The sequence below is a fragment of the Flavobacterium sp. genome (assembly GCF_041392005.1).
GTDB lineage: Bacteria > Bacteroidota > Bacteroidia > Flavobacteriales > Flavobacteriaceae > Flavobacterium.
On the sequence record NZ_JAWKMX010000006.1, the window covers coordinates 23,186 to 36,113 of the forward strand.

Here is a 12,928-nt window from a genome sequence, read left to right on the forward strand (position 1 = left end):
AACTTTTATTTTAGAAAATACACTAAAAAAAGCTACTAAAAGTAGCTTTCTATTATAACAACGATTTACCCGTCATAGCATCTGGTTTTGGCACACCCATTATTTCTAAAATAGTAGGTGCCATATCGCCTAAAACACCGTTGTGAATTATTTTTCTATCAGGGTCTATTAAAATTAATGGGACAGGATTTGTTGTATGTGCTGTATTTGGCGAACCGTCTGGGTTAATCATGGTTTCACAATTACCGTGATCGGCAATTAAAAGTGTGGTGTAACCATTTGCTAATGCTGTTTCTACCACATCTTTTACACAAACATCTACAGCTTCGCAAGCTTTAATAGCCGCTTCCATTACACCTGTATGACCAACCATATCGCCATTTGCAAAGTTTAAACACACAAAATCGGCTTCTTGCTTGTTTAATTCTGGTAATAACGCATCGCGCAATTCGTAGGCACTCATTTCGGGTTGTAAATCGTAGGTTGCTACTTTTGGAGAATTTTTCAAAATTCGCATTTCGCCTTTAAAAGGTTCTTCGCGTCCGCCCGAAAAGAAAAAGGTTACGTGTGGATATTTTTCGGTTTCGGCAATACGAATTTGTTTTTTACCTGCTTTTTCTAAAACTTCTCCTAAAGTTTCGGTTAAATTGTCTTTATCGTAAATTACGTTAACATTGTTAAAGGTTTCATCGTAATTTGTCATGGTAACATAATACAAGTTGAGCTTGTGCATGTTTTGCTCGTGAAAATCTTTTTGCGATAAGGCTTCGGTAAGTTCACGACCTCTATCGGTTCTAAAATTGAAGAAAATAACAACATCGCCATCTTTTATCTTGGCAACAGGTTCGTTATTTTCGTTTACCATTACAATTGGTTTTACAAATTCGTCTGTAATTTCGTTTTTGTAACTTTCTAAAATAGACAAAACCGCATCTTTACTTGGCTCTCCTTCTGCATTAACCACTAAATCGTAAGCTAGTTTTATGCGTTCCCAGCGTTTATCTCTATCCATTGCATAATAGCGACCAATTACAGAAGCTAATTTTACAGGCTTATTGTAACAATAATTATTTAAATCTTCTAAGTATAATGCTCCCGATTTTGGGTCAACATCTCGACCATCGGTAAAAGCGTGTACAAATAAATCGTTTAAACCAAAATTAACCGCAACATCTAACAATCCGCGTAAATGTGACGTATGACTATGAACGCCGCCATCGGAAAGCAATCCTAAAAAATGAACAGGCTTGTTATTTCCTTTGGCATATTGTAGGGCTTCTAACAAAACTTTTTCGTTTTGCAAGGCTTTATTTTCAACCGCTAAATTAATTTTTGCTAAATCTTGGTAAACAATGCGTCCAGCACCTAAGTTCATATGTCCTACTTCCGAGTTCCCCATTTGTCCGTCGGGCAAACCCACGTTTAAACCATCGGTTCTAAGTTGGGCATTTGCATATTTTGTATATAACGAATCTATAAAAGGAGTTTGTGCATTATCGATAGCAGAAACTTTTGGATCGGGCGATTTTCCCCAACCATCAAGTATCATTAAAATAACTTTTTTGTTCATCATTTTTGGTTTTTACAAAGATAATAAAATGTTAGCCTATGCTATTTTTTACTAGTAAAAATTACGAAAACGTTTTAGTTTTTCTTAAACCAATTTTTAGCTTGATTATAATCGATATAATACCGAACGCTTATTGAAAAAACATGGTTAAGATTATCGGTTAATAATGTATTGAAATTTTTTCCAAAATCTCTGTTTATTTCTCTTGAAAAAGTATTGGCATTATTGCGGTATAAAACCGAAATTTGGCTACCTGGAGCAAACCACCACGAGTACGATAAATCTAAATTCCACGTGCTAAAATTAGAATTTTTATTGCCTGTGTAATTGGTTGCTGTTAACGTTCCGTTATCTTCAAGTGCAAAAAATGAATTGTTTTCGGCATAGGACCAATAATGACGAACTGTAAGATTAAAATTCATATTGCTATTTATAGAATATTTGCTCGAAACAGAACTCGTATAAGTATCTCTATTGCGTTTTGCAAAATAAATAGTAGCCGCATCTGAATCGATAAAACCTACATTGTCAAATTGTTTAAAAATATCGAAGTTTACTATTACATTTAATCTATTACTAAAACGGTATCTTGGACCAATGGTAATACCGTAACTGTATCTTCCGTTTTCAGAAGTTATTGTAGTATATGGATTTACGTCTATAGCAAATTTGTAATTATAATTAGAAGAAAAGTACAACCAACCATAAAAATATTCGGGCAAAATTACATAACGACCATTTTGTCGTGGTTCATAATAATCGTATTGAAGAAATGGATTATAGTTAAGACCGCCACCAAAAAAATGATTTTTCTTATTGGTTGAATTTACATTAACATTAAACTCACTCGATTGTATTCTGCCTGTAGTATTATTATATTCAAAATACGAATTTAAGTTTACCCTAAACGTATTAAACCATTTGGTTGGGTTTAAAATTCGATAATTAGCATTGCTATACCACGAAGTAAAGTTGGTTTGAAAATTGATACCTAAATCATTATTATCAAAATCTTCAGAAATATAATTAACACCTGATGAAAAGCGAATTTTACCAGATGTTTTGCCAAGAAACAACGACGTGTTGTAACCTGAAGTATTAGTAGCATCGTACACCGAACTCATTTTCATATCGCCCGAAAAATTGAATGAATTTTTTTTATTATTTAAATCGAACAAAATACCTAAAACATTAGCATCTCTAAAGCTTCCGTTTCGTGTAACATTCGTATTAATTAAGCTAACCGATGAATTTTGATTAAACCGCTGGTCTAAAACCGTTACATTATAATTAGTTAAAGGCGAAACTACTACTTCACGTTTTGTATTTGCAACACTATTATAAGCTGTAGTTGTTGTTTTTTCGGTAATGGCATTTAAAAAACCCACACCTAACCCATTTTTATCGCGTCCCGAAATTTTAAGTGCGTTTAACAAATTTATAGTCGAAGGCATTTCTGAAATGGTTTCATTTTCTTCTAAATTAATAGCCAAATTAGGAACTGCACCTATTCTTCTTGAATACAATAAATTTCCTTTACTAAAAAGTTCAATCCCTTCGGTAAAAAACGGACGGTTTTCGTTAAACTGCTGTTCAAATGGTCCTAAATTTAAAACAACATTATCAAACTTGGTTTGTCCAAAATCGGGAATTAGTATAGCATCAAGTGTAAACGCATCGTTTATACCGTATTTTACGTCTAATCCGCCTTTAAATTCGGTAGCTGTTTTTTGAGTAGATGAGGCATAAGCATAACCAGACGCATACGGAATAAGAAATAATCGCGTTGGTGTTTTTATATTTTCTATACCCGACAAAACACCTGCTTGTTGAATAATAGTTCCTAGTTGCGTGTTAATATAGTTCCAAGTAAATTTTTGTCGTTTTCGTCTAATTTCTCGCATAAAATTAATGCCCCATATTTGCTTATTTTCGTTAGAAAAACGCAATGCGGCATACGGAATTTTAACTTCGACAACCCAGCCAAAATCGGTTATTTTAACTTTGCTTAGCCAAATAGCATTCCAACTATAGTCTTCTCCCGATTGGTCTGTGGCTACACAATCGGCTTGGCCATTTGCAGCGTTTATTAAAAATCTAAAATCTTGTTGCCCATCGTTGAATCCGTTTATAAAAATTCCAAAAAAATCGGAGCTCCCAAAATCGTCTCTTTCGGTAATTTCGCGCATTATTTTCGAAGGCTCATTATCGTACATAACAGCACCTATATAAACAGCATCGTCATTGTATAAAACTTTTACTTCTGTTTTAAATTCATCAGGAATTGGCTTGCCGTTATCGGGATCAAACATTATAAAATTAGAAGCAACATCAGCATTTTGCCAGTCGTTTTCGAGTAGCTCGCCATCAATAGTTATAGTACTTGTAGTTTTGCTAGCTGCAATTTTTTTCTTTTCATTTTGGCTGAGCAATACAAACGAAACAAAAAAGAAAATAATGGAATAAAATAACTTTGTTAACATTCGGGAGCATATTTTTACAAATATACTAAAAGTGATTTTTGATTGATTAAGTAAAAACAGTATTTTACAAAATAAATACTCGATAAAAAAAAGTAACCAAAACTGTTAAAAAAGCAAGTTTTATTATTTATTTATACGAAAACAGCAATAAAAAATTTGTTTGGTAAGAAAAAATAAATATATTTGGCACTTGCAAAATAAAAAACACACTTCTAGTTACCAATGACTTACAAAATTTTATCTTTTTTACTTTTAAGTTTTTTATCATTATCAACTATTTCTATAAAAAAGGAAATACCATTAAAAACAACAGAAAACACTACTGTAATAGATAGTGTTTCGAAACCCAAACTATTAGCAAAAAAAGAAGTGGCTTCTTTTGAAGCTAACTGTAAGTTATTTTACGACAACATTGAGGCTACACAGTATTCGTTACCAAAATTTGAAAGTTTTTTAAAAGCTTTTGAAGGCTATGAGCAATTACGAAAACAAGGAAAAATAGAAAACGAAATATTAACGCTTGTTGATTTTAGTTTATCATCTAATGTAGAACGTATGTGGGTTATTGATATGAAATTGCAAAAAGTAATTATGCAAACTTTAGTAGCACACGGCAGAAACTCTGGAGAAGAATTTGCTACAAAATTTTCGAATACTTCAGAATCGTATCAAAGTAGTTTAGGGTTTTATTTAACTGGCGAATCGTATCAAGGAAAACACGGAAATTCGCTACGTTTAGATGGCTTAGAATACGGAATTAACGACAATGCTCGCCAAAGAGCAGTGGTTATTCATGGAGCCGATTATGTATCGAACACTTTTATTAAACAGAACAAACGTCTTGGCAGAAGCTATGGTTGCCCAGCTGTTTCGTATGCGGTTAGCGATAAACTGATAGAAGTAATAAAAAACAAATCGGTTTTATTTATTTATCATCCATCGAGAAGTTATGTGCAAAAATCGAAATTAGTTTCGTAGTGCTTTGTATAACTTTTCATCAAGTGCATAAATATCATCTCTAAAAATTAATTCATCTTTATTAGACCAACTCGTCCAGTACAACAAATAAACATTTATAGCGTGTTTAATTGCTACTGATTTTGTTTTCTTTTTTATCAAAATAGAATCTATTGTTGCTTTATTCCAAAATTCTTTATCTTCTTGAACTAATATTTTTTCGGCCAAATTGAACGGATTTTCGACACGAACGCAACCCGAACTTAAGGCTTTATCTTCTCTAGAAAAATAATTACGATGATTGGTATCGTGCAAATAAACCAAACGTTTATTAGGGAAATTAAATTTTACCAAACCTAACGAGTTGTTGGCACTTGGCCGCTGCACATAACGATACGATTTAGCCAACTCCGGATTCCAATTTGCGGGCGAAATAGTATCGCCAGAACGATTTATAATTACCATATTATTGCGGTTAAAATAATTGCGGTTTTTAGTGGCGGCTGGTGTTAAATCTTCTTTTATGATAGTTGGTGGAACAGTCCAAGTAGGGTTAAACACTAAATTTGAAATCTTCGAGATTAAAATAGGTGTTCTACGGCTTTTTTTACCTACAACAACTGTATGGTGTGAAACTGTATCGTTATTAATAACGTAATTTAATGAATAATCGGGTAAATTTACAATTACATATTCGTTTCCAAAATTTCTAGGAAACCATTTCCATCGTTCTAAATTAGCAATAATTTGATGTTTTCGTTCTTCTTTTGAATAGTTTAATGCTTCTATAGTACCTTTTCCTATTACCCCATCGGGTTTTAAACCATGTCGCTTTTGAAATTTTTTAATTGCTAAATACGTTATACTGTCGTAAACAGATGTATAAACACTGTCGTTTACAGTATAATCATTCCAATAGCGTAAACGTTTTTTTATAGAAATTACATCTGCAACTGTGTCATTGAGTTCTATTTTTTTAGCAATCGAAATTTTTTTAAACGTATCGTTAGGATAACTTTCTAAAAGGGCTAAACTCTTTTTTAAAGCAATGTATATAGAATGATTAGGCCGTAAATTTTTAAATGATAGTGGAATATTTTCTTTTACAATAGTGTTTATAAGCGTATCGGATAAGGCTATTCGCTTTTTGCCTAAATCCCAATCGTTATAAAGTTTGGTAGGGTTTAGCTTTCCACTATACAAATGCGTAGCTAATTTTTTATACGCAGATGTTAGCAATGTATCGTAAGCAATTAATTCATTTTCTGATAATTGATTTCTATTGGTTTCTAATAACTTAATTTTTTCATAATAATAGTCATCAGGGTTTAAACCATCTGCAAAACAGTTATTAATTTCATTAATTAAATCTTGTCTATTTTTAAATGAATTCCATAGCGGTTCGTTATTGTTTTTTTTATAATACAATTGTAAACTATCGTTTAATAGTTTTAATGTGTTTTCTGGTATTTTATAGAATTGTACTTGGCTAGAAAAAACCTTTTCCGCATCGGAAGTTTGTTGTGTTTCCTTTTTACAAGAATATATTATTACTACAACTGTAAAAATATAAAGTAGTTTTTTTAGCATATAGTTACAAAATCTTAAACAAATTAAAGCTACTCCGCTTGTAGCAAACTATGTGCCAAAGGTAGCTTATTTTAGAAATAGCTTTTGTATTATTACCCTTAAAGATACATTTTTTACTAGTATTTTTTCTTAAAAACATAAAAAAAATTGCTTTTAATAAATTGTACAGAAATATTAAAACCACAAAGTGAATAATTATGAGACAGTTACATAGAGTAGCTAAAAGATTATATTAAGAATTTGAAAAAAAATAAAAAAATTTGCATTTCAATATTCTTTTAAAGTATATTTGCACCCACAAAAGTAATTTTTGTAATGCGGGAGTAGCTCAGTTGGTAGAGCTCCAGCCTTCCAAGCTGGTTGTCGCGAGTTCGAGCCTCGTCTCCCGCTCTTAATCTTACTGGAAATAAATTTTATTGCGGGAGTAGCTCAGTTGGTAGAGCGTCAGCCTTCCAAGCTGAATGTCGCGAGTTCGAACCTCGTCTCCCGCTCTTACTAAAAAAGGCTATTTTTCAATAGCCTTTTTTTATTGTAATACTTCTTTAATTCTTTTTATTGCTTCTTTCAAGAGTTCTTCGCTAGTAGCATACGAAAGCCTAATACAATTAGGATTTCCAAAAGCTTCTCCTGTTACAGTGGCAACATTTGCTTCGGCTAATAAAAACATAGCAAAATCGTTAGCGTCTTTTATTTCTTTTCCTTTAATTGTTTTGCCAAAATAGGCCGAAACATCGGGTAAAAAATAAAAAGCACCCTCGGGTAAGGTTAGTTTAAAACCAGGAATTTCCGATAATAAATTATATACTAATTGCCTTCTATTTTTAAATGCCTCTACCATATAATTAATAACGGAAGGATCGGCTTCTACTGCAGCTTTTGTAGCCCTTTGTGCAATAGAATTTGCACCACTAGTAACTTGTCCTTGTATTTTTGTACAAGCTTTAGCAATAAATTCTGGTGCGCCTATATAGCCTATTCGCCATCCTGTCATTGCAAAAGCTTTAGAAACACCATTTACGGTAATAGTATTGTTTTCCATTCCGTCAATAGCGCCTATACTGCAATAACTATTTGTATAATTTATATGTTCATAAATTTCATCAGAAACCACATAAATGCTAGGATATTTTTTTAACACATTGGCTAACGCTTTTAGCTCTGCTTCGCTATAAACCGAACCTGATGGATTACATGGCGAGCTAAACCACATCATTTTTGTTTTAGGTGTAATTGCATTTTCTAATTGATCGGGTGTAATTTTAAAATTACTAGCTACAGAAGTAGGCACTTCAATAGGAACACCTCCAGACAGTTTTATTATTTCATAATAACTTACCCAATATGGTGCTGGCAAAATTACCTCATCGCCTTCGTTTAACATAACTTGGGCAATATTGTAAAGTGCTTGTTTAGCTCCAGTTGACACCACAATTTGAGAAGGTTTATAGTCCAAATTATTATCGCGTTTAAACTTAGCACTAATGGACTGTTTTAAATCGGCATAACCATCTACAGGTGAATATGTAGAAAAGTTATCGTCTATAGCTTGTTTTGCTGCTTCTTTAATAAAATCGGGAGTATTAAAATCGGGCTCGCCTAAACTTAAACTAATAATATCTTTTCCTTGTGCTTTAAGCTCTCTTGCTAAAGCTGCCATTGCTAAAGTTTGCGATACAGCTAAATTGTTTATTCTTTCAGATAAAACAGCGTTCATTATTGTTGTATTGTTTTTAATTATGCTAATTGAGGTTTTTTTCCAAGTTCTTTTAAGTGTTTAAAATGCGATAGAATAGCCGAACGAGTCGATTTAAATTCGTAATACGGTAAATTACATTCTTTAGCCGTTTCCTTTACAATTTTTGCAATTTTATTATAATGTATATGGCTAATATTTGGAAAAATATGATGCTCTATTTGATGGTTTAAACCACCAGTATAATAATTTATAAGCCAATTTTTAGGTGCAAAATTAGCCGTAGTAAACAATTGATGAACAGCCCAAGTATTTTCTAACTCGCCTTCTTCATTTGGCGAAGGGTTTTTAGTATCTTCAACTACGTGAGCTAATTGAAACACAATGCTTAATATTAACCCGGCAGTGTAGTGCATTACCACAAAACCGAGCAACACTTTCCACCAAACAATTCCCATAAGCATTGGCACAACTAACCAAATGGAAAAATAAATTACTTTAGTTATAACTAATGTTGTCCATTGCACAGAAGGTTTTTTAAACTCTCCGTATGAAAGTTTGCGTTTTAAGTAACGCTTCATTTGTAAAAAATCGGTAGTAATTGCCCAGTTAAACGTTAATAAACCGTATAAAAAAATAGAATAATAATGCTGAAATTTATGAAAGCGATGCCACTTTGCTTGTTTCGTAAAACGAATAATTTTTCCAGCATCTAAATCTTCATCGTGCCCGTGAATATTAGTATAAGTATGATGTAAAACATTGTGTTGTACTTGCCAGTTGTAAACATTTCCTGCTAAAATATAAATACTTCCGCCCATTATTTTGTTTACCCAACTTTTTTCTGAATACGAACCATGGTTGCCATCGTGCATTACGTTCATTCCTACTCCAGCCATACCCACTCCTATTACCACATTAAGTAGTAAATATACCCAGAAAGGCATATTCATAGAAATTAAAAAGAAATAAGGAGCTAAAAACAAAGTAAACATAACAAATGTTTTAAAGTGAAGGCGCCAGTTTCCTGTTTTCTTTAAATTGTTTTCTTTAAAATAAGTATTCACTCTTTTATTAAGAATTCTAAAAAAATTAGAAGCATCTTTTTTTGCAAAAATGGGTGTTGTTTTATTCATTTTATTTTAATTCTGTAATTATGCTTTCAAAGGTAACAATTATTCTAAAAAATGTTGTTTAAAACTGTACTTTTGTTGAAAATTTAAAATATGGAATTACTTTTAAAATATTTCCCAAATTTATCTGAAAAACAAATTAAACAATTTGAGGCATTATACCCTTTATACATTGACTGGAACGCTAAAATAAATGTAATTTCTAGAAAAGATATAGAAGAATTATACTTGCGTCATGTTTTACATTCTCTAGGAATTGCAAAAGTTATTACGTTTAACGCAAATGCTAAAGTAATGGATGTGGGAACAGGCGGAGGATTTCCAGGTATTCCACTAGCCATTTTATTTCCTGAAACACAGTTCTATTTAATAGATGTTATTGCTAAAAAAATTAAAGTGGTAAATGAAATTGCTACTGCTATAGGTTTGCAAAACCTAAAAGCCGAGCAAAAAAGAGCCGAATTAGTTACCGAAAAATTCGATTTTATTGTAAGTAGAGCTGTTACCAACATGCCCGATTTTGTAAAATGGATAAAAGGTAAAATTGCAAAAGAACAAAATCACGAGTTAGCCAACGGAATTTTATACTTAAAAGGTGGCGATTTAACCGAAGAATTGTCCATTTATAAAAAAACCACACAGTATAATTTAGCCGATTTTTTTACTGAAGATTTCTTTGAAACTAAAAAAGTAGTGCATCTTCCATTAAAGTATAAATCATAAAAAAAGGTTGGTTCTTAGAACCAACCTTTTTTTAGTTATTGTAACTATTAATTAAGAAATTATTCTTTCTTCTTTTTCTTACCAAACAAACCATTTAAAGCATCTTTAACACCATCTTTTACCTGATCTTTTACTTGATTAGTGGTAGTTGTGGTTTTTGTAGTATCGGTTTCAGTAGCGTTGGTGTTTTGTGAAGTATTTTTTCCTCCGCCCAGCAAGCCTCCTACAATATCTTTTCCTTTATCAATTAATTTGTCTTTTTGCATAGCAACTAATTGGTTCACCAAATTGGTCGTAGCCGATTTTACATCAGTTTTTATTGATGGATTTGTAAAACTTCCTGTTAAATTAGCGGTTACTGGTATATTTTGCACTTTTTGTTGATCGCTAGGCGATAACTTACTTAATAACGAATTTACTTCGGTTCCTAAATATTTTGCAGGAACATCGAACGTAACATTATAGGCCATACTTTGATCAAAACCATGTGTTCCATCTAGTGTAATACCAACATCTTGGTATTTAAGGGCCACAGGTTTTAAAGCCACTCGTCCGTCTTTAAAGGTTAATGCCGCTTTTACATCGTTTAAATTTAATTTATTTACATCAATAAATTTAACATTAGAACTTAACGAATTTAATAATTTCGAGTTACTCTCATTTATACTTGTAGCTAATAGTTGTCCGAATAAATCGCCTGAAAGTGTTTTTAAATCGGGTGTCATATCTTGTGTTAAATCACCCGAGACATTAATAGTTGAATTTAATTTTCCGTTAATTACACCTGCAATTGGTGCAATATTTTTAAGCATATCTAGAGCTGTAAACGATTGCGCTATGTTTACCGTATTTAAACCTAAATTCATATTAAATTTTGGCGTTGTTCCTTTTGTAGAAACAGTTCCGTTTAAAGCAATGCTTCCATCAAAAACGTCCATTTTTAAATTGCTTAAAGCAACCGCCTCATCTTTAATAACCAAGTTACCCGAAACATTTTTTAAGTTAAGGTTATCGTACACCACTGTTGCTGCATTTGCGGTTAAACTACAATCTAAAAACGATGGGATTTTAACAGCTTCGGTTGTTTTTTTACCTGTTTCGGCCGATGTTTTAGTAGTTGGCGCCATAAAATCGGCTACTACAAATTTAGTAGCATTTAATTTGAAGTTTCCTTTTAAAACTTGGTTTTTAAATAAAAATCCGTAAAAATTATCTAACGTTCCACTTACTTTTAAATCGCTATCGCCCGTTTTGGCATCAAAAGAATTTAAACTAATATGATTCGGATTAAATGTAATTGCTGTTTCGTTAATTTTAAAAGGTTTTGCCATTTCTTCTCCTTCATATTGAAAACCTGTTAAGCTCATTGTTCCCGAATTTTCGATATTTTGATATTGGCTTTTTTCAACCGAATTCATATCGAACTTTGTAGTAACATTGGCTTTTAAAATTCCAGTTAATGGTTTTTCCAATTTTACAGGATACGCTTTTGTAACGTTTGCAAGGTTAACTGTTCCGTTTAGCTTGGCGTTTACTAGCGCATTTTGCATAAAATTTTTGATTGTAGCACTTGCATTAAATACATCTTGATCGATAGCAAACGATAATTTATCGAGATTAACAAACGTATCGTTCATTGCGCCTGTTTCGTTTACAATATGCGTGTTGATTACAATATTTTTTACACCTTTTGGCAAATCGGGGTATTGAAATGAAGCGTTATTTGATTGTAACTGAACATTGAATTTTGGAATGGTTTTTTCTGTTAATTTACCATTAACCTTACCCGAAACAGCAAATTCGCCCGTTGTTTTTACTTGATTAATATTTCCTGCGTAAACTTCTGGCACTAATCCTAAAAAATTTTTAAAATCGGAAGTTGGCGTTTTGAATGTAAGGTTATACAACTGTCCGTCTTCTACCATTTGTAAAAAACCATTAAACTCTAAAGGTAATTGATTAACTAATGCTTTGTTTTCTTTAAATTCGAATTTCATCGCATCGAGGTCTATTCCTAAAACGGCATCAAGATTTAGTGCTACATTTTTCATGTAGTTAGTGCCACCCATATCAAAAGATAATTTGGTGTTGGTTTTGGTATCTAAATCGAGCTTTTGAGCTGCAAAATTTCCTTTTCCAGTATGATTAAATTCGTTTAAAACCAGTTTCATATCAGAACCTTCGTCTAAATATATTAGTTTTAAATTTTCTACTTCATAACTTTGAATATTTAGATTAAATGGTGTGCTTTTTGAATTATCTTCGGTTTCTTCTGTTTTTAGGGCAATATCGTAATTGGCTACACCTTCTTTATTTATATGAACGTTTACAATAGCGTTTTTGGTCGCAAAACTTTCCAAATTCATGGTTTCGCTACTGTCTTTAAAAAGTTCCTTTACACTCATTTTAAGGTTTAACTCGCCCGAATAAAACAAAGTGTCGCCTTCGAATGGCGCTGTGTTAACAATGCAAATTTTAGTAAGCGAAACATTGGCTTGAGGAAAACTCTTTAGCAAACTTAAATCGACATCGTCAACAGAAACTTTGGCATTAACATTTTCGTTTACAGCTTTTAAAACGGCTGCTTTTATTTTATCTTTAAACAAAAAAGGAGCTGCTGCTAAAGCAATTATTACAACAAGAAGCGTAATACCTGTCCATTTTAAAAATTTCTTCATTTTAACACTATTTTACTAACTATTGGGTTTTTTATTTACAAAAATACTGCCATTTTTAGTAAGTTATGTTAATTATAAATTAAAAAGCTGCTTCTAAATAG

Annotated in this window: 8 protein-coding genes and 2 tRNA genes; 4 read left to right on the forward strand and 6 right to left on the reverse strand. The window is 32.0% G+C overall.

From position 1 onward, the window contains the following. Nucleotides 1-52: 52 nt before the first annotated feature. Nucleotides 53-1,570: a 2,3-bisphosphoglycerate-independent phosphoglycerate mutase gene (gpmI, locus tag R2808_RS04885; RefSeq protein ID WP_371269895.1), complete on the reverse strand. Its 1,518-nt coding sequence runs from the start codon at nt 1,568-1,570 to the stop codon at nt 53-55. Between the two features lie 74 nt (nt 1,571-1,644). Beyond that, on the reverse strand, nt 1,645-4,053 hold the full coding sequence (locus R2808_RS04890; protein ID WP_371269841.1) for a DUF5916 domain-containing protein: 2,409 nt from the start codon (nt 4,051-4,053) through the stop codon (nt 1,645-1,647). Between the two features lie 222 nt (nt 4,054-4,275). On the opposite strand from R2808_RS04890, the gene R2808_RS04895 reads away from it, so the two are divergent. Further along, nucleotides 4,276-5,031: a murein L,D-transpeptidase catalytic domain family protein gene (locus R2808_RS04895; RefSeq protein WP_371269842.1), complete on the forward strand. Its 756-nt coding sequence runs from the start codon at nt 4,276-4,278 to the stop codon at nt 5,029-5,031. Here the strand turns inward: R2808_RS04895 and R2808_RS04900 are convergent. Further along, entirely contained in the window at nt 5,020-6,600 is a 1,581-nt protein-coding gene (locus tag R2808_RS04900) for a murein L,D-transpeptidase (protein WP_371269843.1), read from the reverse strand. The genes R2808_RS04895 and R2808_RS04900 overlap by 12 nt on opposite strands. 317 nt (nt 6,601-6,917) lie before the next feature. On the opposite strand from R2808_RS04900, the gene R2808_RS04905 reads away from it, so the two are divergent. Further along, nucleotides 6,918-6,990 (forward strand) — tRNA-Gly (locus R2808_RS04905). A 28-nt stretch (nt 6,991-7,018) separates the two neighbouring features. Then, a tRNA-Gly gene (locus R2808_RS04910) sits at nt 7,019-7,091 on the forward strand. Between the two features lie 35 nt (nt 7,092-7,126). Here R2808_RS04910 and R2808_RS04915 read toward each other — a convergent pair. Further along, a complete protein-coding gene (locus R2808_RS04915; protein WP_371269844.1) occupies nt 7,127-8,314 on the reverse strand; it encodes a pyridoxal phosphate-dependent aminotransferase in 1,188 nt (395 codons plus the stop codon). Between the two features lie 20 nt (nt 8,315-8,334). After that, nucleotides 8,335-9,429 (reverse strand): fatty acid desaturase, encoded by a 1,095-nt coding sequence (locus R2808_RS04920; protein ID WP_371269845.1) that lies wholly within the window; start codon nt 9,427-9,429, stop codon nt 8,335-8,337. Between the two features lie 90 nt (nt 9,430-9,519). Between R2808_RS04920 and rsmG the strand changes: the two genes are divergently transcribed. Then, nucleotides 9,520-10,149 carry a 16S rRNA (guanine(527)-N(7))-methyltransferase RsmG gene (rsmG, locus tag R2808_RS04925; protein WP_371269846.1) on the forward strand — a complete coding sequence of 210 codons (630 nt, stop codon included), beginning with the start codon at nt 9,520-9,522 and terminating at the stop codon, nt 10,147-10,149. A gap of 59 nt (nt 10,150-10,208) precedes the next feature. Here the strand turns inward: rsmG and R2808_RS04930 are convergent, their stop codons facing one another. Next, on the reverse strand, nt 10,209-12,827 hold the full coding sequence (locus R2808_RS04930; protein ID WP_371269847.1) for an AsmA-like C-terminal region-containing protein: 2,619 nt from the start codon (nt 12,825-12,827) through the stop codon (nt 10,209-10,211). Nucleotides 12,828-12,928 lie beyond the last annotated feature (101 nt).